23 protein-coding genes and 2 pseudogenes are annotated in these 22,838 nt (G+C 73.9%); 10 read left to right on the top strand and 15 right to left on the bottom strand.

Going from position 1 to position 22,838, the window contains the following annotated elements; all coding sequences use genetic code 11:
* Positions 1–7: 7 nt before the first annotated feature.
* Positions 8–787 carry an Fpg/Nei family DNA glycosylase gene (locus DEI99_RS16095; protein WP_111041578.1) on the bottom strand — a complete coding sequence of 260 codons (780 nt, stop codon included), beginning with the start codon at positions 785–787 and terminating at the stop codon, positions 8–10.
* Positions 780–5,533: pseudogene (locus DEI99_RS16090) on the bottom strand (ATP-dependent helicase). Before DEI99_RS16090 ends, DEI99_RS16095 begins: the two are co-directional and overlap by 8 nt.
* Before the next feature lie 160 nt (positions 5,534–5,693).
* On the opposite strand from DEI99_RS16090, the gene DEI99_RS16085 reads away from it, so the two are divergent.
* The gene (locus tag DEI99_RS16085; protein ID WP_111040854.1) at positions 5,694–6,353 is read left to right on the top strand and encodes a PadR family transcriptional regulator; all 660 of its coding nucleotides are present in this window, start codon (positions 5,694–5,696) and stop codon (positions 6,351–6,353) included.
* Between the two features lie 122 nt (positions 6,354–6,475).
* On the opposite strand, the gene DEI99_RS16080 is transcribed toward DEI99_RS16085, so the two are convergent.
* A complete protein-coding gene (locus DEI99_RS16080) occupies positions 6,476–7,093 on the bottom strand; it encodes an alpha/beta hydrolase (RefSeq protein ID WP_258369225.1) in 618 nt (205 codons plus the stop codon).
* 74 nt (positions 7,094–7,167) lie between these two features.
* Here DEI99_RS16080 and DEI99_RS16075 point away from each other — a divergent pair, with 74 nt between their 5' ends.
* The gene (locus tag DEI99_RS16075) at positions 7,168–7,722 is read left to right on the top strand and encodes an NUDIX hydrolase family protein (protein WP_071259587.1); all 555 of its coding nucleotides are present in this window, start codon (positions 7,168–7,170) and stop codon (positions 7,720–7,722) included.
* 79 nt (positions 7,723–7,801) lie between these two features.
* On the opposite strand, the gene DEI99_RS16070 is transcribed toward DEI99_RS16075, so the two are convergent.
* Together DEI99_RS16070 and DEI99_RS16065 are read right to left on the bottom strand one after the other, a co-directional pair.
* Positions 7,802–8,005, bottom strand: coding sequence for a CsbD family protein (locus DEI99_RS16070; protein ID WP_111040853.1), 204 nt, complete (start codon positions 8,003–8,005; stop codon positions 7,802–7,804).
* Positions 8,006–8,134: 129 nt separating this feature from the next.
* The gene (locus DEI99_RS16065) at positions 8,135–9,748 is read right to left on the bottom strand and encodes a DEAD/DEAH box helicase (RefSeq protein ID WP_111040852.1); all 1,614 of its coding nucleotides are present in this window, start codon (positions 9,746–9,748) and stop codon (positions 8,135–8,137) included.
* A gap of 289 nt (positions 9,749–10,037) precedes the next feature.
* On the opposite strand from DEI99_RS16065, the gene DEI99_RS16060 reads away from it, so the two are divergent.
* Complete coding sequence (locus DEI99_RS16060; RefSeq protein ID WP_111040851.1) at positions 10,038–10,895, top strand: endo alpha-1,4 polygalactosaminidase; 858 nt, start codon at positions 10,038–10,040, stop codon at positions 10,893–10,895.
* A gap of 35 nt (positions 10,896–10,930) precedes the next feature.
* On the opposite strand, the gene DEI99_RS16055 is transcribed toward DEI99_RS16060, so the two are convergent.
* The 4 genes from DEI99_RS16055 to DEI99_RS16040 form a co-directional block, all read right to left on the bottom strand.
* Complete coding sequence (locus DEI99_RS16055) at positions 10,931–11,290, bottom strand: GntR family transcriptional regulator (RefSeq protein WP_071260361.1); 360 nt, start codon at positions 11,288–11,290, stop codon at positions 10,931–10,933.
* A 10-nt stretch (positions 11,291–11,300) separates the two neighbouring features.
* Positions 11,301–11,873 carry a DUF1684 domain-containing protein gene (locus tag DEI99_RS16050; protein WP_071260363.1) on the bottom strand — a complete coding sequence of 191 codons (573 nt, stop codon included), beginning with the start codon at positions 11,871–11,873 and terminating at the stop codon, positions 11,301–11,303.
* A gap of 130 nt (positions 11,874–12,003) precedes the next feature.
* A complete protein-coding gene (locus DEI99_RS16045) occupies positions 12,004–12,486 on the bottom strand; it encodes a hypothetical protein (RefSeq protein WP_071259618.1) in 483 nt (160 codons plus the stop codon).
* 25 nt (positions 12,487–12,511) lie between these two features.
* Complete coding sequence (locus DEI99_RS16040; protein ID WP_071259622.1) at positions 12,512–13,144, bottom strand: GNAT family N-acetyltransferase; 633 nt, start codon at positions 13,142–13,144, stop codon at positions 12,512–12,514.
* A gap of 118 nt (positions 13,145–13,262) precedes the next feature.
* Here DEI99_RS16040 and DEI99_RS16035 point away from each other — a divergent pair, with 118 nt between their 5' ends.
* Positions 13,263–13,868, top strand: a complete 606-nt coding sequence (locus DEI99_RS16035; RefSeq protein ID WP_258369224.1) for a hypothetical protein — start codon at positions 13,263–13,265, stop codon at positions 13,866–13,868.
* Between the two features lie 39 nt (positions 13,869–13,907).
* Positions 13,908–14,213, top strand: a pseudogene (locus tag DEI99_RS16030) (DUF427 domain-containing protein); the annotation flags it as partial.
* 29 nt (positions 14,214–14,242) lie between these two features.
* Here DEI99_RS16030 and DEI99_RS16025 read toward each other — a convergent pair.
* Positions 14,243–15,493, bottom strand: a complete 1,251-nt coding sequence (locus DEI99_RS16025; protein WP_111040849.1) for an Nramp family divalent metal transporter — start codon at positions 15,491–15,493, stop codon at positions 14,243–14,245.
* 201 nt (positions 15,494–15,694) lie between these two features.
* Between DEI99_RS16025 and DEI99_RS16020 the strand changes: the two genes are divergently transcribed.
* The 4 genes from DEI99_RS16020 (at position 15,695) to DEI99_RS16005 (ending at position 17,818) form a co-directional block, all read left to right on the top strand.
* On the top strand, positions 15,695–16,381 hold the full coding sequence (locus DEI99_RS16020) for a hypothetical protein (RefSeq protein ID WP_071259636.1): 687 nt from the start codon (positions 15,695–15,697) through the stop codon (positions 16,379–16,381).
* Complete coding sequence (locus DEI99_RS16015; RefSeq protein ID WP_111040848.1) at positions 16,381–16,947, top strand: GTP-binding protein; 567 nt, start codon at positions 16,381–16,383, stop codon at positions 16,945–16,947. Before DEI99_RS16020 ends, DEI99_RS16015 begins: the two co-directional genes overlap by 1 nt.
* Positions 16,947–17,384, top strand: coding sequence for a roadblock/LC7 domain-containing protein (locus DEI99_RS16010; RefSeq protein ID WP_111040847.1), 438 nt, complete (start codon positions 16,947–16,949; stop codon positions 17,382–17,384). The genes DEI99_RS16015 and DEI99_RS16010 overlap by 1 nt, the downstream gene beginning before the upstream one ends.
* 74 nt (positions 17,385–17,458) lie before the next feature.
* Entirely contained in the window at positions 17,459–17,818 is a 360-nt protein-coding gene (locus tag DEI99_RS16005) for a hypothetical protein (RefSeq protein WP_071259664.1), read from the top strand.
* A 69-nt stretch (positions 17,819–17,887) separates the two neighbouring features.
* On the opposite strand, the gene DEI99_RS16000 is transcribed toward DEI99_RS16005, so the two are convergent.
* From DEI99_RS16000 to DEI99_RS15980, 5 genes are all read right to left on the bottom strand, one after another.
* Positions 17,888–18,583: a CGNR zinc finger domain-containing protein gene (locus DEI99_RS16000; protein ID WP_111040846.1), complete on the bottom strand. Its 696-nt coding sequence runs from the start codon at positions 18,581–18,583 to the stop codon at positions 17,888–17,890.
* Positions 18,584–18,630: 47 nt separating this feature from the next.
* Positions 18,631–19,122, bottom strand: a complete 492-nt coding sequence (locus tag DEI99_RS15995) for a SprT-like domain-containing protein (RefSeq protein WP_111040845.1) — start codon at positions 19,120–19,122, stop codon at positions 18,631–18,633.
* Positions 19,119–19,949 carry a hypothetical protein gene (locus DEI99_RS15990; RefSeq protein WP_111040844.1) on the bottom strand — a complete coding sequence of 277 codons (831 nt, stop codon included), beginning with the start codon at positions 19,947–19,949 and terminating at the stop codon, positions 19,119–19,121. Before DEI99_RS15990 ends, DEI99_RS15995 begins: the two co-directional genes overlap by 4 nt.
* Before the next feature lie 151 nt (positions 19,950–20,100).
* Entirely contained in the window at positions 20,101–20,829 is a 729-nt protein-coding gene (locus tag DEI99_RS15985) for a DUF4064 domain-containing protein (RefSeq protein WP_111040843.1), read from the bottom strand.
* 97 nt (positions 20,830–20,926) lie between these two features.
* On the bottom strand, positions 20,927–21,769 hold the full coding sequence (locus DEI99_RS15980; RefSeq protein ID WP_111040842.1) for a spermidine synthase: 843 nt from the start codon (positions 21,767–21,769) through the stop codon (positions 20,927–20,929).
* A gap of 342 nt (positions 21,770–22,111) precedes the next feature.
* Between DEI99_RS15980 and DEI99_RS15975 the strand changes: the two genes are divergently transcribed.
* Positions 22,112–22,681, top strand: coding sequence for a hypothetical protein (locus tag DEI99_RS15975; RefSeq protein WP_111040841.1), 570 nt, complete (start codon positions 22,112–22,114; stop codon positions 22,679–22,681).
* Positions 22,682–22,838 lie beyond the last annotated feature (157 nt).

The raw sequence follows: 22,838 nt of genomic DNA, 5'->3' as shown, positions 1-22,838 counted from the left end.
ACAGCCATCAGGTCTGGCAGCGCGGGCACCAGTAGGTGTCGCGCAGGGTGAGTTCCGAGTCCCCGAGCTCGCCGTGCCGGACCGGGGTGCCGCACCGCAGGCACGGCTTGCCGGCCCGCCCGTAGACCCAGAACCGCCGCCCGGGGCGGTCGACGCCGGTGGTCACCCGGTTGCTGCGGTCGCGGTTCGCCGTGATGAGCCGGCTCGCGAGCGTGATCGTGCGCGCCGGGTCGGGGACCTCGCTCACGGGGCGTGTCGGCAGCACACCGCGCAGGAAGCAGAGCTCGTTCCGGTACACGTTGCCGAGCCCGGCCAGCACCCGCTGGTCGAGCAGGGCGAGTCCGACCGGGCGTGCCGGGTCCCGCAGCAGGTTCTCGCGTGCCAGGTCGGGGTCCCAGTCGGGCCCGAGCAGGTCCGGCCCGAGGTGCCCGACGACCTCGGACTCGCGGTCGCGCGGCACGATCTCGAGCACGCCGAGCGTGAAGCCGACGGTGGAGACGTCGGCGGCGTCGAGGACCGCGCGGGCCTGGTGCGCCGGTCGTCGCCAGCGGTCGCCGGGGGCGTAGACGTCCCACCGCCCCTCCATCTTGAGGTGCGAGTGCACGGTGAGGTCACCGATCCGGTGGAGCAGGTGCTTGCCGCGGGGCACGACCTCGTCGACGGTCCGGCCGACCAGGTCGACCGTCGCGAACGCGGGCACACGGAAGTCGCTGCGGGTCAGGACCTTGCCCGCGAGCGCGGTGTGCAACCGACGTGCCGCTCGGTAGACGGTGTCGCCCTCAGGCACGGAGCCGGAGTCCCTGCGGGGTGGCGGTGAACCCGGCTTCGCGCAGTGCGCCGCCGAGCGGGGTCTCGAGGACGAAGTCGCCGTCGACCCGTTCGACGGCGAGCTTCCGCAGCCCGGTCCGCACGGTCGTCGCGATCGACGCGGCCGCCGCCGCCAGGTCCGCGGGGTCGTCGGTGAACGTCAGCACGGACTTGCCGCCGCGCTCGACGTAGACCGCGAGTCGACCGTCGACCGTCGTCACCAGGGCGCCGGCCTTGCGGCCGGGGCGGTGACCGCGAGCCTTCGTCCCGCCGTCGTCCCCGCCCGCAGCGCCGCCGGGGCCGCCGGAGCCGTCGGAGCCGTCGGTGTCGCCGGTGTCGCCCGTCGGCGCATCCGTCGGCCACGGCAGCGACGCACCGAAGGGGTTCGCCGGGTCGGTCGCCGCGAGCGTCAGTGCCTCGCGCTTCCGGTCCGGGTCGGTGCGTTCGTCGTCGTCGAGGTCACGGGCGTACGTGCGCAGCCGGTCGATGGTCGGACCGGTCGCGAACTGCGCAGCCCCGAGTCCCTCGATGAAGTACCCGCGGCGGGCGCGGCCGGACTCCTCGAACCGGGAGAGCACCCGGTAGACGCCGGCGAACCCGCCCCGGACCCCCTCGACCTGCACGGCCCCCCGGTCACGACGCCGTAGCGCTCGAGCAGTTGCTCGGCGGTCGCGGCGGCGCGCAGCGTCGAGTCGGACTCGGCCAGGGGCAGCAGCGACCAGCGGCCGCCGACGGACGGCGGTCCGGACTGCGTCGGCAGGGTCGGGCGGCGACGGCCGCGGTAGGCCCGTGCCCGGGGCGTGCTCGTGCTCTTCGCCGCACCGCCGAGCATGGCGCGGAGCGGTGCGAAGGTGTCGTTCGTGATCTGCCCGGCCCAGACGAGGTCCCACAGGGCGGTGGTCAGCGCCTTGTCGTCGGTGCTGCCGACGGCCTGTCCGAGCTGTCGGAAGAAGTACGCGCCGCCGCCGGCCAGGGCGCCGAGCACGTCGCGCTGCAGCTCGGTCGTCTCGTCGCCGGAGGGCTCGGCGAGCGTCGTCGCCGCGGACTCCGCCAGGTGCAGCCGCACCCAGCCGTCGTTGCCGGGCAGGGTGCCGCCGCCGGACCAGAGGACCTCGCCCGTGGCGGTGAGTTCGTCGAGCATGCTCGTCGAGTAGTCCGTCACACGGGTCGGCAGCACCAGGGTCTCCCAGGCGCTGGCCGGCAGCGCGACGCCGGCGAGCTGGTCGACGACCTGCAGCACGCCGTCGACGCCGCGCAGTCCGCCACGGGTGCCCGGGGCCTGCACGTGCTGCCAGGCCGGCAGGAAGCGGGCGAGCGTGTCCGGCGAGACCGGTTCGACCTCGTGACGGAGGGCGGCGAGCGACTTCGTGCGGATCCGGCGGAGGACCTCGGAGTCGCACCACTCGGCGCCCTGGCGGTCGGGTCGGAACTCGCCCTCGACCACCCGGCGGTCGGCGACGAGTCGGCGCAGGGTGTCCTGCACGACGGCGATGCCGAGCCCGAGCCGTCCCGCGGCGTCCTGCGCCGAGAAGGGGCCGTGCGAGCGGGCGTACCGGCCGATCAGGTCGCCGAGGGGATCGGCGACGGGTTCCACGAACGCCGTCGGCACCCCGATGGGCAGGGGCACGCCGAGGGCGTCACGGAGTCGGGAGGCGTCCTCGATCACGGCCCACCGGGTCGACCCGGCGTGCGAGAACGACAGGACGCGGCGGTCGCGTTCCAGGGCGGTGAGGGCCCCGCGGACCTCGGTCTCGGCCGCCGCACGGTCCGGGGCGTCGGCGAGCCAGCTGCGGTCGACGGCCTCGGACAGCTCCAGCGCGCCGACCAGGCGCAGCACGTCGACGAGCCCCTCGGCGTCGCGGGCGCGACGGTCGGGGGAGAGCCGCTGCAGGTCCTGCTCGACGGACGCGATGACGGCGGGGTCGAGCAGCTCGCGCAGTTCGGCGCGGCCGAGCAGCTCGCCGAGCAGGGTGGAGTCGAGCGACAGCGCCGCGGCCCGACGCTCGGCCAGGGGCGAGTCGCCCTCGTACATGAACGCCGCGACGTACCCGAACAGGATCGACCGGGCGAAGGGCGACGGGGTCTCGGTCTCGGTCTCGACCAGGCGGATGCGGCGGCCCGCGATCTCGTCCGCGATGCCGAGCAGGGCCGGCACGTCGTACACGTCCTGCAGGACCTCGCGCACGGTCTCGAGCACGATCGGGAACGTCGGGTACTTCCGGGCGACCTCGAGCAGCTGCGACGCCCGCTGCCGCTGCTGCCAGAGCGGCGACCGCTGCCCCGGGTTCCGGCGCGGCAGCAGGAGTGCCCGCGCCGCGCACTCGCGGAACCGGGCCGCGAAGAGCGCCGAGCCGCCGACCTCGTCGGTGACCAGGGCCTCGAGGTCGTCGCGCTCGAACACGAACAGGTCGGCACCGGGGGGTTCGGCGTCGGTCTCGGGGATCCGCACGACGATCCCGTCGTCGGCTGCCATGGCGTCGCCGTCGATGCCGTGCCGCTCGTGCAACCGGGCACCGACCGCGAGCGCCCACGGTGCGTGCACCTGCATGCCGTACGGCGAGTGCAGGATGAGCCGCCAGTCGCCGAGTTCGTCGCGGAACCGTTCGACCACGAGCGTGGTGTCGTTCGGCACGTGCCCGGTGGCGGCGCGCTGGTCGCGCAGGAAGGTCAGCAGGTTCGTGACGGCGCGCTCGTCGAGGCCGCCCGCTGCGACCCGGGCGCGGGCGTCGTCGTCCGAGGCGCCCTCGACCTCGCGCACGAAGGCCCCGGTCGCACGCCCGAGCTCGGCGGGGCGGCCGATGCCGTCGCCCTTCCAGAAGGGCACCCGACCGGGCTGCCCGAAGGCGGGGCTGACGATGACGCGGTCGTGCGTGATCTCCTCGATCCGCCAGCTCGTCGCACCGAGTGCGAAGACGTCGCCGACGCGGGACTCGTAGACCATCTCCTCGTCGAGCTCGCCGACGCGCGACGCCTTCTCGCCCACCATGAACACCCCGAACATGCCGCGGTCGGGGATGGTGCCGCCGCTCGTCACCGCGAGCCGCTGGGCCCCGGGTCGGCCGGTCAGGGTGCCGTGCACGCGGTCCCAGACCAGGCGCGGGCGGAGTTCGGCGAACTCGTCGCTCGGGTAGCGGCCGGTCACCAGGTCGAGCGTCGCGTCGAACGCCGAGCGCGGGAGTCCGCTGAAGGGGGCGCTGCGCCGGACCAGGTCGAACCAGTGCTCGACGTCGACGGTGTCGATCGCCCCGGCCGCGACGGTGTGCTGGGCGAGGACGTCGAGCGGGTTGGCGGGCACCGAGATCGACTCGATCTGTCCGGAGACCATCCGCTCGACGGTGACCGCGCTGTTGACGAGGTCGGCGCGGTGCTTCGGGAACAGCACGCCACGGGAGATCTCGCCGACCTGGTGGCCGGCGCGGCCGACGCGCTGCAGCCCGCTGGCGACCGACGGCGGCGCCTCGACCTGCACGACGAGGTCGACCTCGCCCATGTCGATGCCGAGTTCGAGCGAGCTCGTGGCGACCACGCACCGCAGTCGCCCGGACTTCAGGTCGTCCTCGATGATGGCGCGCTGGTCCTTCGACACCGAGCCGTGGTGGGCGCGGGCGAGCACGGGCACCGTGGCGTCGGACCCGCCGCCGCCCGTCTGCCCGGACGCACCGACGAGCTGCGCGGGCGGCCGTTGCGGGGCGACGGCGTGCGCCGACGTCCGCGCGGGGGACTGCGGACGGCCGCCGCCGGCCGCCGGACCACCCGCCGGCACGAGGGACGCTGCGGCCTCGGCCGGTGCTGCGGCCGCGAGCACGCGCTCTTCGTGGATCTCGTTGAGCCGCGCGGTCAACCGCTCGGCCAGCCGCCGCGAGTTCGCGAACACGATGGTCGACCGGTGCTCCTCGATGAGGTCGACCACGCGTTCTTCGACGTGGGGCCAGATCGAGCCGTTCGTCGGTGCGTCGGTGGCGTCGGCGCCGACCGGCGGTGCGCCGAGCTCGGTCATGTCGTCGACCGGCACGACCACACGCAGGTCGAAGGTCTTCTGCGCGGGCGGCGCGATGATCGTCACCGGGGCGCGGCCGCCGAGGAACCGGGCGACCTCTTCTGCCGGGCGGACGGTCGCGGACAGCCCGATGCGCTGCACGGGCTTCTCGAGCAGGTCGTCGAGGCGTTCCAACGAGACGGCGAGGTGGGCGCCGCGCTTCGTCGACGCGACGGCGTGGACCTCGTCGACGATGACGGTGTCCACGTTGACCAGGGTCTCGCGCGCCTGCGACGTGAGCATCAGGTAGAGGGACTCGGGGGTCGTGATGAGGATGTCCGGCGGCTGTCGCAGCAGCTTCTGCCGGTCGGACGACGGGGTGTCACCGCTCCGGACGCCGACGGTGACGTCCGGGGGTTCGAGCCCGAGGCGCCGCGCGGTCTGGGTGATCCCGACGAGGGGACTGCGCAGGTTGCGTTCGACGTCGACACCGAGGGCCTTGAGCGGGGAGACGTAGAGCACGCGTGTGCGCTGCTTCGCCGGCGGACGGTCCGTCGCGCTGATGAGCCGGTCGATCGACCACAGGAACGACGCCAGGGTCTTGCCGGAGCCCGTCGGGGCGATGACGAGCGCGTGCTGCCCCGTGGAGACGGCGTCCCACGCGCCGGCCTGCGCCGGAGTGGGGGCGTCGAAGGCGCCGCGGAACCACTCGGCGGTGGCGGGGGAGAAGCGCTCGAAGACGTCCGTCATGGTCCGTCCCATCCTGCCCGCCACCACCGACAGCGGCCCGTGCGGACGTACCCCTTGACGAAGCGATAGTTACCGATCTATCGTTGAGACATCGCGATACGACGCAGGCGTTCCCGCCAGACCGATCGCGAGCCGACCCAGCACGACGGAAGGACGCACCATGCGACCCATGCACGACCACGACGACACCCACCAGCACCCGCGCGGCCTGCGCTTCGGCGGTGCGCGGCACCACCACGGCGCCGGCTTCCCCGGCCGCGACCGCGGAGACCACGACCACGGCGGACGCGGCGGCTCCGGTCGCGGCTTCGGCCCCGGCTTCGGCCCCGGCTTCGGACCCGGTTTCGGCGGTCCGGGGTTCGGCGGTCCCGGCTTCGGCCGCGAACGCCGTCGCCGCGGCGACGTCCGCCTCGCGATCCTCGGCCTGCTGGCCGAGGGCCCGCAGAACGGCTACGCCGTCATCAAGACCATCGCCGAACGCACCGGCGGCGCCTGGAAGCCGAGCCCCGGCTCGGTCTACCCGACGCTCCAGCAGCTCGTGGACGAGGACCTCGTCGTCTCGACGGGCGACGGCCGGAAGACGCTCTTCGAGCTCACCGACGCGGGCAGGGCCGAGGCGCAGGCCAAGGCGGACGAGATCGCCGCGGCCTTCGACGCGCCGGGCCTGCCGGACTCGTCGCGCGAGTTCGTCGAGGCGCTCCGCAAGACCATGGGCGTCCTGCACATGTACCGCACCAGCGCGACGGAGGAGCAGGCGAAGGCGGCCACCGCCAAGATCGACCAGCTCCGCAAGGACCTGCTGCAGATCCTCGCCGACTGACGGACAGGAGGCACGGTGGCGGCTCGCCCCGCGCCTCCCGTCCACATCGTGAGCAGCAATGGTCGGGTCCGCACATCAGACCCGACCATTCCTGCTCACCGAGCGCGCCCGGCCCTCGCCGACTACGCCCCGATGAACGCGGCCACGTCCGCCAGCTCCGCCGCCGACACCGAGTGCGGCAGGCCCGCGTACGTCCGGTCGGTCACGTCGGTGTGCGTCGCTGCCCAGGCCTCCGTGCGCGCGGTGGCCTCGGCCGGGATCACCGGATCGAGGTCGCCGTGCCCGAGGAACACGCGCGGCCGGACGGCTGCCACTGCCTCGTCCCGTGCGTCGGCGACGCCGGGCACCACGAACCCGGACAGCGACACGGCGAAGGCGAACCCCGCGGGCCGGGCACGCAGGAGCTGGAGCGCCATCGAACCGCCCTGCGAGAAGCCGAGCAGTCCGATCCTCGGGTGGTCGGCGGCGACGGCGTCGACCCAGCGGAGCACCCCGGCGACGGCGTCGTCCACCGGCTCGAGCGCGGGGGAGCCCGGCGTCCCGAGCGGGTACCAGCTGAACCCCTGTCCCCACGGCGTCGGGGCGCGCAGCGACGCGACCGTCCAGGCCGGCGGCAGTGCCGGTGCGAGGCCGAGCAGGTCCTGCTCGTCCGAGCCGACCCCGTGCATGGCCACGAGCAGGGGCGTCCCGGCCCGTTCCGACTCCGGTCTGGTCCACCGCACCACGTCTGCATCGATCACGGCGACCACGCTAACCGTCCACAGGTGCCCGCGCCGTGCGCCGAACTCGCCGCCGGCCCTGGTAGACACGGTGCATGGCCACGCTGCGAACCCCCGACCCCGATCCCGACTCCGGTTCCGGCTGGCTGTCCGACGAGGAACTCGCGACCGTCCGACGCCGGCTGCCGATCTGCTACGTCGAGGCCGTCCCGGTCCGCACCGACGGTCTCGGCGTCGTGACCGAGGTGGGCGTGCTCCTGCGGGTCTCCCCGAGCGGGTCCATCGCCCGCACGCTCGTCTCCGGCCGGGTGATGTTCGGCGAGTCCATCCGCACCGCCCTGTTCCGGCACCTCGAGAAGGACCTCGGTCCGATGGCGTTCCCGCAGCTGCCGTCGAGCCCGACGCCGTTCACCGTCGCCGAGTACTTCCCGCTGCCCGGCGCCTCGGTCTACACCGACGAGCGCCAGCACGCGATCTCGCTCGCGTACGTCGTGCCGGTCACGGGTACGTGCGAGCCGCGCCAGGACGCCCTCGAGCTCACCTGGATGAGCCCGATGGAGGCCGCCTCGGACGCGGTCGCCAACGAGATGGAGGGCGGCCGCGGTGCACTGCTCCGTGCCGGCCTGGCCTCGGTCGGCGCGTTGCCCTGACCGGTCCCCTGGACCCGACACGACGAAGCCCCCGGATCCGATCGGATCCGGGGGCTTCGCAGCGCGGTGCGGGACCGGCTTACTTGTTGTCGTTCTTGAAGCTGTCGGCGACGCCGTGTGCGGCGTCCTTGACGTCCGTGACGCCCTGCTTCGCCGAGGCCTTGCCCTGGTCGGTCTGGCCCTCGGCCTTGAGGCGGTCGTTGTCGGTCGCGTTGCCGACGGCTTCCTTGACCTTGCCGGCCGCCTTCTCGGCGGCGTTCTTGATGTCGTCGATGCCTGCCATGGGCACTCCTTCCAGTAGCGGACGTTTCCCCGTCAGCCGCTCGCGCGGCATCCGGTGCCCTGGAAGGTACCCCTCGGCGTGCGCCGCTTCGCAGCGCACGTCAAGGTTGGCCGAGGCTGGTCGAACGGGTCAGTGGCGGTCGGCGGCACCGGCCGGGCGGGAGGCGCGGCGCGAGTTACCGCGACGGTTGCCGCCCGACTCGTTGCCGGCGCCACGGCCGGCGGCGTAGCCGCCGTCCGAGGACCAGACGGCCGACGAGCCGCCGCGCACGACGTCGCTGCTGCCCGAGCGACGGGCACCGCCGCCGCGACGACCACCCGTCGAACCGGCGGCCGGGGCGCCGGAGCGACCGGCGCCCTCGGACCGGGTGCCGCGGGCCGGACGGCCCTGACGGCTGCCGGCGGAACCGGCGGACTCGGAGGCCGAGCCGGCGCGCGCGGGCTGCCCCGCGCCTCCCGATCGACCGCCGCGACCACGGCGACGACCGGCGCCGTCACCGGCGGACTCGGCGGAGCGCTGACGGGGCTGGCGCTGCTGCTGCACGGGCTCCTCGGCCACGTGGCGGACCGGGGCGACCTCGCCGACCAGGGTGGTGACGGCGGGCGACTCGGCGGTGACGCGCTGCGGCTGGACCGAGATCGCTGCGGCGCGCATCATCTGCGCGACGTCGCGACGCTCGGCGGGCATCGTCACCGTGACGACGTCGCCCGACGAGCCGGCACGCGCGGTGCGGCCGGAGCGGTGCAGGTACGCCTTGTGCTCGGTCGGCGGGTCGACGTGCACGACGAGCTCGACGTGGTCGACGTGCACACCGCGGGCGGCGACGTCGGTGGCGACGAGGACGAGGGCCTCGCCGGACGAGAACTTCGCGAGGTTCCGCTCACGGGCGCCCTGGGACAGGTTGCCCTGCAGGTCGACCGCCGGGATGCCCTGGCTGGTGAGCTGCTTGGCGAGGCGCTTGGCGTGGTGCTTCGTGCGCATGAAGAGGATGCGGCGGCCGGTGCCGGAGGCGAGCGTTGTGACGAGCTGCTTCTTGGCGTCGGCGTCGGCGACCTCGAACAGGTGGTGCGTCATCGCCTCGACCGGGCTGGTCTCGTCGTCGACCGAGTGCATCACCGGGTCGTGCAGGAACTTCTTGACGAGCTTGTCCACGCCGTTGTCGAGCGTCGCCGAGAACAGCAGGCGCTGCCCCTTCGTCGGCGTGGCCTGCATGATCTTGGTGACGCCGGGCAGGAAGCCCATGTCGGCCATGTGGTCGGCCTCGTCGAGGACGGTGACCTCGATGTCGTCCAGGTGCACGTGGCCCTGCTGCATGAGGTCGGCGAGACGACCCGGACACGCCACGACGACGTCGACGCCGCCGCGGAGGGCGTCGACCTGACGGCCCTGCCCGACTCCGCCGAAGATCGTCGTGGTGTTGAGGCCCATCGACTTGGCGAGGGGGGCGAGGGTCGCGTCGATCTGCGTCGCGAGCTCACGGGTGGGGGCGAGCACCAGGGCGCGGGGGCGGCCGGCGCGGCGCTTGCGGCCGCTGGCGGCGAGGCGGGCGGCGAGCGGGATCGCGAAGGCGATCGTCTTGCCGGAGCCGGTGCGACCGCGGCCGAGGACGTCCTTGCCCTGCAGGGAGTCGGGGAGCGTGTCCGCCTGGATCGGGAACGCGGTCTCCTTGCCCTGCTGTGCGAGGACGTCGGCCATCGGCGCGGGGACGCCGAGGTCGGAGAAACGGATGTCTTCGGTGGTCATGGTGACCTTTCGAGCCGGAGGGGTCCGGCTGTGGGCGCACTTGCGAGGCAGCGCGCGGGCGGGATGCGCGCCAACGGAGGTGGCTGGCGCAGTCGCCGCAGCAGAGAAGCCTGGGCACCTTCGTGAGGTGCTCGATCATCGACCGCGATCCGTCGGATCGGTGGTCGGGAGTTCGGGGCGTCCGTACGACGCACGAGGCGATCGGCGCCTCGAGTACGTCCAGCATAGCGCGCGGACGCCGGATCGCCGAGGACCGGGCCGTCCGCCGCGCGCGTGCGAGGATTCCGGGGTGCGCACACGAACCGTCCTGCTGACCACCGCGATGGCCCTGGTGGCCGTCCTCGGCACCGCCGGGTGCGCCGAGGCCGCGCCGGCCGGGGGCGCCGGCACCGCACGCGCGGCATCGACGGCGGGGTACACGAACCTGCCCACCTCGGGTCGTCCGGACTACCAGCTCGGCGGGGCCTACGCGCCGCCGTCCGGCGTGACGATCGTCGAGCGCGACAGCACCGCGAAGCCCGCGAAGGGCACGTACAGCATCTGCTACGTCAACGGGTTCCAGACGCAGCCCGAGGCCGCCCGCACGTGGACGAAGTCGTACCCGTCCGCGATCCTCCGCGACCGTGCGGGCAAGCCGGTCTCGGACCCGGGGTGGCCGGACGAGATGCTCCTCGACACCCGGACCGCCGCGAAGCGCGCCCTCATCACGAAGGTGCTCGCGAAGACCATCGCCCGCTGCGGTGACCGCGGCTTCGACGCCGTCGAGTTCGACAACCTCGACTCCTGGACCCGGAGCGGGAAGCGGCTCACCCGGGCCGGCAACCTCGCGCTCGCGAAGTCGCTCGTCACGACCGGCCACCGGCACGGACTGGCCGTCGGGCAGAAGAACACGCCACAGCTCGGCGCGTCCGGCCGCGAGCAGACCGGGTTCGACTTCGTCGTCGCCGAGGAGTGCGTGCAGTACCGGGAGTGCTCTGCGTACACGAAGGCCTACGGGAAGCGGGTCATCGACGTCGAGTACGCCGACACCCTCGAGCGCTCGTGGGGGTCGGTGTGCCGCCTGACGAGCCGCCCGGCCATGACGATCCTGCGCGATCGCGACCTGGTGGCACCGTCGAGCGACGAGTACGTCTTCGAGCACTGCTGACGGCGGCCGCCGGGCCGCGACGAGGGGCTCCCGGTCTAGGCGGGCCAGGCGTCGCGGAGGGCCGTCGCGGCCTGCTCGGCGGACAGGCCGGCCGCCCGCGCCGCCGCGGCGAGCTCCCGAGCCGCGTCGGCCACGGCGTCCGGCACCTCGGCCGGGCGCACCACCCGGGTGCCGGCACCGCGCGCCGTGTGCACGAGTCCGGCCTCCTCGAGCAGCTGGTAGGCCTTCGCGACCGTCCCCGCCGCCAGCCCGAGCTCGTCCGCGAGCCCGCGCACGCTCGGCAGCCGTTCGCCGTCGACCAGGTACCCGGCGGCGATCTGCGCCGCGATCTGCGAGCGCACCTGTTCGAAGGGCGGGATGCGCCCGCCGGCGTCGATCGCGACCAGTCCAGCCATGCGTTCCACCCTAGAAGTCGTACTGCTCGCCGACCGGGATCGGCACGGCCACGGTGTTGCCGCGCGGCGCGAGCGGGCACGCCCACGCCGGGTCGTACGCGCACGACGGGTTGTACGCGAAGTTGAAGTCGAGGACGAGCGACCCGGCGTCGTCGCCGCCCAGGTCCGAGCCCTTGATCGTGTCGAGCAGGTAGCGCCCGCCGCCGTACGTCCCGCGCGCCTTGCCGGCACTGGCGTCCTTCACCGGGACGAACAGGCCGCCCGCGTAGCCGCCGTGCGACCACACGTCGAGCGTGCCGACGCCCGGCACGCTGACGACGCCGAGCCGGTCGAAGTGCACGATGCCGTCGGTGCCGGTCTCGAAGTCGAACGCCGCGGGCTCCGTGGGCTCGATGCGGACCTCGAACCGCCAGTCGGGGTCGTAGTCGGGGACGGGCAGCGACTCGAAGTCACGGGCGTCCTCGTCGAGCAGCGGCGAGGCCGGGTGCTCCGCGAACATCGCGTCGCGCGTCTCCCGCCACATCGCGTGCGCGACCTGCGGGTCGGGGGTCGCCCGGACCCGCCGGTACAGGTCGAAGGTCATCCGTCGCCAGTCGACCGTCGCGAGCGTGCTCCGCACGTGGTCGTCGGTCGTCGGCTCGTCGGGGCGCGTCTGGCTCACGTGGTCGAGGCTACGCCGCTGCGCGGTGGACGGGAGGCCCGACCCGCGCCCGTCAGGCACCGTCCGTCCGCCACGTGGGCGCGAGGGCACGCATCCGGGACGCCCGCCACTGCCAGATCACCCACATGCCCGGCCAGAGGAGCGCGCCGAGGGGCCACGGCCGCATCCGGTAGGTCAGGCGGTCGAGCAGCAGCGTGCGCCCGCCGGGTGCGGGGACGACGGCCATCCGGTGCCGCATCGTCATCCGCCCGAACAGCCCCGAGGTGCCGCCGCCGTTGTCGCGCTGCACCGGGACCCCCTCGACCTCGTACAGGTCGAGGTCGACGTGGGTGTCGCCGCTCGGCACGAGGCCGAAGGCGCTGGCCGTGATCGGGTGCGGGTGCCCGGGCTCCCACCGGCGCGGGAACCCCTGCGGGTCGCGCGAGCGGTAGACGAGGAACGGCTTCGTCACCGCCACCATCACGGACGGGGACAGCAGGGCGTCGCGCACGGTGTCGACCGGCGCGTCGAGGATGATCCGGAGGCCGACGTGCATGGGTCGACCGTACGCGTGCGCCGCCCTAGGCGTGCCGGGCCGAGCGACGCCGGGCGCCCTCGGCCCGGTCGTGCCGGCGGAGCCGCTCGGCCAGGGACATCCGGACCGTCGGCCACTCGGACGCGATGACGGAGAACACGACCGTGTCGCGCAGGGTGCCGTCGCGGCCGATCGCGTGGTTCCGCAGCACGCCGTCCTGCTTGGCGCCGAGGCCGGCGATCGCCGCGCGGGACTGCTGGTTGTGCCAGTGCGTGCGGAACTCGACGGCGATGCACTGCCAGGCCTCGAACGCGTGGGACAGGAGCAGCAGCTTCGACTCGGTGTTGATGCCGGAGCGCTGTGCCGAGCGGGCCAGGAACGTGCTGCCGATCTCGACGCGGCGGTTCCCGGTGTCGATGTTCATGAAGGTCGTCGCACCGACCACGCGCCCCGTCGGTCGGTCGCGTACCGCGAAGGGCACCATCCGGCCGGCGCGGTGCTCGGCGAGCCGCCGGTCGATCTCGTCCTCGACCTGGGCCGGGGCGGGGACCGAGGCGTACCAGGTGCGCCACAGGTCGCCGTCCGTGACCGCCGCCCGCAGGTCCTCGGCGTGCTCCTGCGCGAGGGGCTCGAGCGTCACACGGTCACCGGTCAGGGTGGGCACGGGGGCGATCTCCATGGAAGGTCATCCTACGGACGCGCGCTCCCGCGGACCGCCCCGAGCGACCTCCCTGTGGAGAGGGACAGCGGATCCTGTGGGCGCGGACAGGCGCGCGCCCGCGGCTATCGTGGCGGGCGTGGCAGAACGCACCCAGGAGCAGTACCAGGTCCGGTTCGCGTGGGGCACCGGAGGTGCGGCGCGCGTCGCCCACGGCGCGCACCTGCTCGTCTGGGTCGACGTCCTGCCGGCGTCCGCGGACCCGGCCGCACAGCGGCGGGTGCTCGCCGACGCGACGGACGCCTTGCCGGAGGGACCGGAGGTCGTGCTCGGCCACCTCGGCAACGCGGCGGCGGTCGCGGAACGGGTGACGGGCCTCCAGGCCGAGCGGGGCGACCGGTGCGTCGTCGCGGTCGTCGCGGCCGGGCTGCACCACCCGCCCGCCCTCGACGACGCCGCGGTCGCGGCGGGGGAGTCCGCCGCCGTGCCGGACGCCCCGGACTTCGCGGTGGACGACCTGCTCGGCGCGGGCGCCGTCGTCGACGCGCTCGTCGCCGTCGGGATCGACCACACCTCGCCGGAGGCCGCCGCAGCGTGCGCGGCGTGGACGGGGCTGCGCCGCGGGGTGCGGCACCTCGTGACGGCCTCCGAGTCCGCCGCCGGACCGGGCCGCGACGCGACGCACGCGGCGCTCGCCGCGGGGCCGGAGCTCGTCGTCCTGCGGGAATCCCGGAGCCGGGCGTAGCGTTCGGTCCGATCAGCACCCAGCGAGCGAAGGAGCAACGCCATGAAGGCAGTCGTCGGAGACACCGTGGTCGCAGAGGCCCCGGAAGAGGACCTCATCCAGATCGAGGGCAACTGGTACTTCCCGCCGTCGAGCGTGAAGTCCGAGCTGTTCACCGAGAGCCCCACCCAGTACCACTGCCCGTGGAAGGGCGACACGCAGTACTACACGGTGAACGTGGACGGACAGGCGCTACAGGACAACGCCTGGTCGTACCCGACGCCGATCCCGTCGTCCTTCGACCGCGTCGGCAAGGACTACTCGGGCTACGTCGCGTTCTGGAAGGGCGTCCGCGTCGTCGACTGACGCACCGGACGGCCCGACGTCGGGCGTCCTCACCCCGTGAGCGTGAGGACGACCAGCGCGACGTTGAGCGCCACGATCACCGCCGCGATCACCCACGCCACCGCGCGGGTGGTCGCGGCGTTCACGTCCGCGCCCATCACGCTCCGGCGCGAGGTGTAGACGACGAGCGGCACGATCGCGAAGGCGATCCCGAAGCTCAGCACCACCTGGCTCACGACGAGCAGCATCGTCGCGTCCGCCTGCACCGCGAGCAGGACGATGGCGGGGACGAGGGTCACCAGCCGTCGGGCCACGAGCGGGATCCGCACGTGCAGGAGCCCGCGCATGATCTCGGCCCCGGCCATGCAGCCGACCGACGTCGACGCCAGTCCGGAGGCGAGCAGCCCGACGGCGAAGAGCACGCCGACCACCGGGCCGACGTGCTCGGCGATCGCCCGCTGCGCGCCCGGGATCGAGTCGGTCCCGGCGACGCCCGGCAGCGTCGCCGCGGCGAGCACGAGCATGCAGATGTTCACGCCGCCGGCCACCACGAGGGCGAGTCCGACGTCCCACCGGGTCGCGGCGAGCACACGCCGGCGTTCCGGTCCGGCCGGGACCTCGCCGTGCCGGTCGCGGGCGAGCGCCGAGTGCAGGTACACCGCGTGCGGCATCACCGTGGCGCCGAGCATCGAGGCCGCGAGCAGCACCGAGCCGGCGCCCTCGAAACGGGGCACGAGTCCGCCGACGAGCTCGGCGGGCGAGACCTGCGCGAACAGCAGGCCGCCGCAGAATCCGATGGTGAGCACGACGAGCATGGCGGTGACGACCGTCTCGAAGGCGCGGGTGCCACGGCGGCTCTGCAGCGTGAGCAGCAGCATCGAGACGACGCCGGTGACGAGCCCGCCGGCCACGAGCGGCAGCCCGAACAGCAGGTGCAGGGCGAGTGCGCCGCCGATCACCTCGGCGACGTCGGTCGCGGCGGCGACGACCTCGGCCTGCCCCCAGAACAGCAGCCGGGGTGTGCGGCGCAACCGCAACCCGAGGTGCTCCGGCAGGGACCGCCCGGTCACGACGCCGAGCTTCGCGGACAGGTACTGCACGACGACCGCGCTGGCGTTCGCCGCGACGAGCACCCACAGCAGCAGGTAGCCGTGCTCCGCGCCGGCGGTCAGGTTCGCCGCGACGTTGCCGGGGTCGACGTAGGCGATGGCCGCGACGAACGCCGGACCGAGCAGGGTGAGCCCGGCCGCGCGACGACGAGGGGTCTGTTCGGCGGGTGGTGCGGCGGCGGTGTCGGTCACGATCCCAGCATGCCAGAGGATTCGGCGCGTCGAATCCTCGTCTTCGGTGGTGCACCGTCCTCCTGCCCTCACAACAGGTGACGCCCGCACGGGGGCTTCCTGCAGAACGTCCCGATCCACTTGGATCGACACGTCAGATCGGCGCGGACGGTGTCGAGGGAGCAACGGCCGGGGGACCGGCGCCAGGAGGACGACCCAGGGATGGAATCGACACAGCTCTCGGGTCCGGGGGACCTCGACGCGACGCCCGCGCACGAGGCGACGCCGATGCCGCGCTTCGGCTGGACCCGGGTCGCCATGGCCGTCCGGCCGATGTGGGACGCGCCCGGCGAGGTGCTCCGCATCGAGATCGCCGGGCACGACCCGCTCATCATCGACGTCGCGACGGACGCCTACTGGACGAGCACGCCGCTCGACGCGCTCCCGATCGAGCCCGACGACCTGCGCGTCGGCCGCGAGGCACGCGACGCCGAGTCCGTCGTCTCCGCCGGCCCCGGCAACGAGCTGCAGGCGTTCCTCTGGTACGTCGGCCTGAACTCCTTCCCCGGCGAGCTCGCCTGGTGGCTGCAGCGCGACGACCGCTACCGACTGCAGCGCTGGCCGAACTTCACCACCCTCGCGCACACCCCGGACCACGTCCGGATGACCTCGCTGCTCGGGTACGCGTCGCTCACCGTCGACGAGCTCGCCGAGCAGGCGAACGTGGCCCCGACCGAGGCGCGACGCCTCATCAACGCCTTCAGCCTGATGCGCATCCTGCGCTCCGAGACGCCCGACGTCGCGATGGCGCGTCCGGCGTTCGACCGTCCGGTCCCGGCCGCCGTGCAGTCCGCACCGGCACCCCGCAGCGGCCTCTTCCGTCGCCTGCTCGACCGGCTGGCCCGCTGATGGCCGAGCACGTCATCCTGTTCGCCGGCCCGATGGGCGCCGGCAAGACCACGGCGATCGAGGCGCTCAGCGAGGTGCCGGTCGTCCGCACCGAGGCCGCGAACACCGACCGCGAGACCGCCGACAAGGACACCACGACCGTCGCGCTCGACTACGGCGAGATCACCGTCGGCGACACCGACAAGGTGCGCCTGTACGGCATCCCCGGACAGCGCCGGTTCGACTTCATGTGGCAGATCCTGCAGGAGCGCGCCCGCGGACTCGTCGTGCTGGTCAACGCCGACGCGCCGGACCCGGTCGCCTCGCTGATCGAGTACGTCGACGAGTTCCGCGACCTGTACGACCGCGGCGGCGTCGTCGTCGGCCTCACCCGGGCGGACGTCGCCCCCGGGATCACCGCGGCGACACTGTCCGACGCGCTGCAGGCGGCCCACCCCGAGATGCTCGTGCCGGTCTTCACCGTCGACCCCCGACGGACCGAGCAGATGACGACGGTGCTGCTGACGCTCGTCGCCAACATCGAGATGCGTGCGGCCATGACGCCCCCGCAGGAAGTGCACCGCTGATGTCCACCGCCCCCCACCAGGACCCCGCCGTCATCGAACTCGGCCGGGTCGAACTCTCCGCGATGCGCGAGGCCGCGAGCTCGCTGCTCACCGCCTCGCTGCTCAGCGACGACGGCTTCGAGGTCGTCCGCGTCGCCGAGTCGAACGCCGCTGTCACCGACGGCGGTCGCTTCGCCAGCATGGCGAGCTCGATCCAGGCGCTGAGCGAGGCCGTCGGTCGCGAGCTCGCGATGGGCGCCGGCGAGTACGTGATCATCGCCGCCGAGCGCGGCCACCTGATCCAGATGCGGATCCCCGGCTCCACCATCGTGCTCGCCGCGCTCTTCGACACCGACGAGATGCTCGGCAAGGCGCTCACCGTGGCCCGCCGCTGCTCCACCCGCATCGGCGAGGGCCTCGCGCAGGCGCAGCGCACCCCGACCGCGGCCACGTTCTGAACCGACGTCGGCCCCTCCACCGATCGGACCCGCCCCGGGACCGGTCGACCGCACCGAACGACAAGGAAACCCGAATGTCCTCCATCACCGACTCCCTGAACGAGCTCGTCGCGGTCGACGGCGCCATGGCCGCCGCGGTCGTCGACAGCGGCTCCGGCATGCTGCTCGGCGGCGCCGGCTCCGGCATCGACCTCGAACTCGCCGCCGCCGGCAACACCGAGGTCGTGCGCGCCAAGCTCAAGACCGCGCGCTCGCTCGGCCTCGCCGACTCGATCGACGACATCCTCATCACGCTGTCGTCGCAGTTCCACATCATCCGCCCGCTCGCCGCGCAGCCCGAGGTCTTCATCTACTTCGTGCTCGACCGTGCGAAGGCGAACCTGGCGCTCGCGCGCATGAAGGTCAAGTCGGTCGAGGGCGCCCTGCAGTTCTGATCCGCCGACACGACGAAGCGGCCCCGCGTGTGCGGGGCCGCTTCGTCGTTCCGGGGGCGTCCCGACGGGTCAGGCCGCGGCGCGACGGGCGCGGTGCGCCCGCACCTTCGCCCGGTTGCCGCAGCGCTGCATCGAGCACCAGCGTCGGGTCCCGCCGCGCGAGGAGTCGTAGAACACGAGCCCGCAGTCGTCCGCCGAGCAGCGGCTCAGACGGGTGGGCCGGCCGTCGGCCTCGACGTCGTCGAAGCCGACCTCGCTGAAGAGCGCGACCGCGTCCCGCGCGACGCTCGACAGGGCCTGGGCCAGGCGCACGCGGTTCGCCCCGGCGCGACGGCGGCCACCCGGGAGGCTCGGGGGCACGTCCGGCAGGGCGGCGAACAGGTTCACGGTGTCGATGTCGTCGGGCGCGGGGCGCGTCCGGCCGGTCCCGGCGCGCAGGCCCGCCGCGACGGCGGTGCGGTCGGCTGCGGTCGCCGCCGGGGCGGGTGCCGCCGCGGTGGCGAGGCGTGCGACGGCGGCGCGGAGCGCGCGGGCGTCCTGCAGCTCACGGGCACTCGCGCCGGCGTCGATCGGTTCGGTGTGGTCGCCGAGCCACTCGTCCAGGTCGGCCGGGCTCGCGAGCAGCTCGCCGAGCTGGGACCGGGGACGGCGGCCGTCCGGGTCGTCCGCGAAGCCGCCGGTGTGGGCGAAGTCGAGCGCGATCCGACCGGCGTCGAAGAACCAGGAGGATCCGGCGTCCGTGCGGATGTGCTGCCCCGTGTGCATCAGGCCAGGCTAACGGTTCACCGGCGCGCCTCCGAGCGCGGAGTGGGTCATGCGGTAGCCGCGGACACCGTCGTCGGGGCGTCGGCGGCGGTCCGGCGGCGCCACGCGATGACGTTGCGGCTGTCGAACCGTCGCGAGCACCGCGCACAGGCCAGCTGGCGCGTGGGCGTGCGGTAGCGGAAGTGCTCGTGCCCGGCCGGGCAGACGCCGATCCACGGGGCGAGCTCGCTGGCGATCGGGCCGTCGTGCAGGCGGGAGCCGGTGTAGCCGAGGGCGCTCGCGGTCCGCTTCCACCCGGCTCCGTGGCCGGCTCGGGGCCCGGCGAGCGCGTGGGCGACCTCGTGCAGCAGCACCTGTTCGACGTCGTCGTCGGAGAACCGTGCCGCCAGGTGCCGGCTCACGGTGATGCGCCGACGGGCGAAGTCGCACTGCCCGGCCCGGGTCTTCGCGTGGTCGAACCCGAACGTCCAGGTGCCGGTGCCGAGGTGCTCCGCGATGAGCTCCTCGGCGCGCAGCCGCACGGCGTCGAGGGCCGTCACTGCTCGGCGCGGGGGTCGGCCTGGCCCTTCTTCGCCGCCCGGGCCGCGATCCGGCCCCAGATGTCGTCCGCCTCGGTCCGTGCGGCGTCCGGGGCGCCGAGCACGCGGCGACGGATCGGCGGGACCTGCTTGACCGGCTCGGCGACACGGGTCGTCGGCTCGTCGTCCTCGGAGCGCCGGGCGGCGATCTCCCGCGCCGTCCGGGGCTTGTCGGCGGACTCCGTCGGGTTCGAGATCGACGCGCGCATCGCGGCCTCCACCGCGGTGCGCAGGGCGTCGGTGCGCTCGGACGGGGCGCCGGCCTGGCGGAAGGCCTGGTAGGCACGCGACAGGGCGGCGCGGGCCTCGTCGAAGCGGTCGACCTCGAACAGCGACCAGCCCTCGATCTCGGCGGCGGCGCCCTCGAGCTCGGGCCACTCCTCGGTCGCGGCGGTGTCGCGTGCCAGGGCGGCCTCGGACGCGGCGCGCTCGTGCCGACCGAGGTCGTGCAGCACGTGCGCACGGCGGATGCGGGCGGCGACCTTGTCCTGGCGCTCCCCGGTGAACATCGCGAGGCGGAAGACCTCCTCGGCGACGACGAGCGACTCGTCGAGGCGGCCCAGCAGGCGGAGGAGCTCCGCGCGCTCGGCGAGGGCGTCGGTGCTGCGGCTCTGCCCGAGGTCGCGGAGGCGCTGGTGCACGGCGTCCGCGTCCACCGCGGGGCGGAGGCTGATGGGCGCGAAGGTGCTGCCCGGGCTGACCCCGGCCGTCACGGGAGCCGCGTGGCGCGGTTCGCGGGATCGGTCGGACGGGTCGGGCTGCTGACGGTCATCGGGCGGGAGGGACATCGGTTCGAGGGTAGCCGCGCTCCGCCGGGAGCCGACGGTGCGACGCGCTCGGGGTTGCTCAGGCCGGGCGCGGTACCGGTGCGCCGACGGGCCTGGCAAGCTGAACGGCCCGCCGTGCCGGAGCACGACGGGCCGTCCGGGACGGTCTCGGTCAGGAGACGCTGCCGGCCGCTGCAGCAGCGACCACACCGATGTAGACGACGAACGTGGCGATCGTCGCCACGACGGCCAGGACGATCGCGAAGATGCCCCACCCGCGACCGCGCTTGGTCACGGCGGCGATGATGCCCTGGACGAGCGCCCAGAGGCCGAGCAGCGCCGCGACACCGATCACGGCGAACGCGGTGACGAGCTGTGCGCGGACCGCCGGGTCGTTCAGCAGCTGCTGCTGGACGTCCGACTGGTCGAGCGTCGAGCCGTCCGCGCCCTGGCGCAGGGTGTCGATCACGTCGCCGCTGACGAGGCCGGAACCGAGCAGGTAGCCGCCGATGACCCCGACCACGAGCGAGAGCAGCCCGAGCACGAACGCGACGACGCCGAGGGTCTTCTTCTTGGCCTTCGGCTCCTCGTAGCCCTGCCACGAGGGCGCTCCGGCGTCGTGCGTCGGCGCCGCGGCGTACTGCTGCTGCCCGTACTGCTGCTGCCCGTGGTCGTGCTGCTGCCCGTACTGCTGTCCGTACTGGGGCTGTCCGTGCTCGGGCTGCCCGTACTGCTGCTGGCCGTACTGCTGCTCGCCGTACTGCGGCGCCGAGCCCGGTGCCGCGTCGGTGCGCTCGCCGTAGCGGGGCGCGTCGGCGGCGGGCTGCTGCGGCGAACCGTTCCAGTCCGGCGTCCGGCCGTCGCCCGCGCGGTCCTCGTTGCTCCGGTCGTCGTTCGTCATCGGGGGTTCCCATCGCTCGGTCGTGCTCGTGCACGGTCGTGCTGTCCATCCTGACAGCCGCCCCCACCGCTGTCCGGAACCCGGGTCACGCCGGTGGTCAGCCCCCGAACACGCTCCGGTTCGGCTCCGGCGACGCCACCGCGGTCGCGTCGGTCACGATCGGCGCCCCGGCGACGAACGCCCGCAGCTCGGCGCCGTGCACGACCTTCGCCGGCATCGGGTCGGACGAGTACCGCCGCGGCATGTCCGCCACCGGCAGCTCCGTCGGCGAGCCGAGCAGCACGATGTTGCCGAAGCGCCGTCCCTTGAGCATCCCGGTGTCCGCGACGGCCGCGACCGACGGCAGCACCGACTGCAGGGTCGAGGCCTGCCCCCGTGCGAAGGCCAGCCCGGCACCGTCGGCGACGTTGACCGCGACGATGCCCGTCGGCGACAGGAACTCGGCCACCGAGCGGTAGAACTCGACGCTCGTCACGTGCGCCGGGATCCGCGACCCGCCGAAGACGTCCACGACGGCCAGGTCGACCGTGCCGTGCAGGCCGGCCGGCAGCTTCGACAGGACCTCGCGGGCGTCGCCGTACCGGACGCGGATCGAGGCCCCGCGCGGGAACGGCAGGGCCTCGCGGACGTGGTCGACCAGGTCGCGCTCGAGCTCGACGACCTGCTGGCGCGAGCCCGGCCGGGTCACCGCGACGTAGCGGGGGAGCGTCAGCGCACCGGCGCCGAGGTGCAGCGCCGTGATCGGCCCGTCCGGCAGCAGGTCGATCGCGTGCCCGATCCGGCGGATGTACTCGAAGGCCAGGTGCGTCGGGTCGTCGAGGTCGACGTGCGACTGCGGGGTGCCGTCGACCACGAGCGTGAACGAACCGGGACGGTGCCGGTCCGGCTCGATCACGGAGTGCCCCGCACCGATCCGGAACCCGTCGAACGCATCAGCCATGTCGTCAATCGAACACCACCGGCGGACGCGCCGCGATCACGGTGCCGACCACGGTCCCGCCGAGACCTGCGGGGCGGACGCAGGGCGGGCCTCCCGGGCGACCACCGACGGACAGCAGATGCCAAGCAACGCTCGGTATTCTGGCCACAGTCGTCGCGCCGAGAGCGTCGAGGCCCGGGGCCCCACACCCCGAGCGTCCGTCCTCCCCGCGACCACGACGTGCCCGTGAGCGCCCCCACCGCTCGAGCGTGCGCGCCGTCGGCGTGCCCGGCACGCCCCCTTCCGGTCACCCGCGAGCGCTGGCCGTCGAGCACCAGCACGCCCTGTCCGCAGGAGACCCGCATGACCGCCGACACCATGAGCGTGCCCACCGCACGCGCCGCCCGCCCGCGGGCGGTCCACGTCCCCCGACCCGTCCACACCGACCGCGAACCGGCCCCGGCCTGGATGCGCGCCACCGGCGCCGTCCTGTTCGTCGCGGGCGCGGCGCTCACCGCAGCGGTCCTCGGCTGGCCCGGCGAGGCCCCGGAGAGCGCGCTCGTGCTGCCGGGGGTCCTCGGCGTGGTCGTCGGCCTGCTGCTGCTGCTCGCCCGCTCCGGCTGCACCGTCACCGCGGACCACGTGGTCCTGCACTTCCGACCGCTGCCGCCCCGCCGGATCCCGCGTCGACGCATCGCGGCCGTGCGCCTCGTCGAGGCGGACGCCGCCACGTACGGCGGCGTCGGTCTGCGGTTCCGTCGCGGCGTCCGCGCGCTGATCCTCACGCCGGGGCCGGGCATCGAGTTCACCGACGACCGCGGTCGCCGGACCTTCGTGCGCAGCCGCCGACCCGAGGGCGTCCTCCGTGCACTGGCGGGGCCGCATGGCCGGTCTGGAGGCGCGGCGGGCGTCGCGCGCGGACGCGTCGGCTGAGCAGGTGGCAGGCTTATACACGCCCGCGCCGAATCCGGTCAAGCCAGGACTGGACAGCACGCTCCGACGCGACCTATGATGACAGTTCGCGCTCCCTGGCATCCGTGTCGTCATATTGCGGTCGACGCAGAGTCCTCTGAGCCTGGTCCACACAACC

This window comes from Curtobacterium sp. MCLR17_036 (genome assembly GCF_003234445.2).
Taxonomy (GTDB): domain Bacteria; phylum Actinomycetota; class Actinomycetes; order Actinomycetales; family Microbacteriaceae; genus Curtobacterium.
Note: the sequence above shows the minus strand (reverse complement) of the source record. Positions and strands in the feature narration are given on the sequence as shown.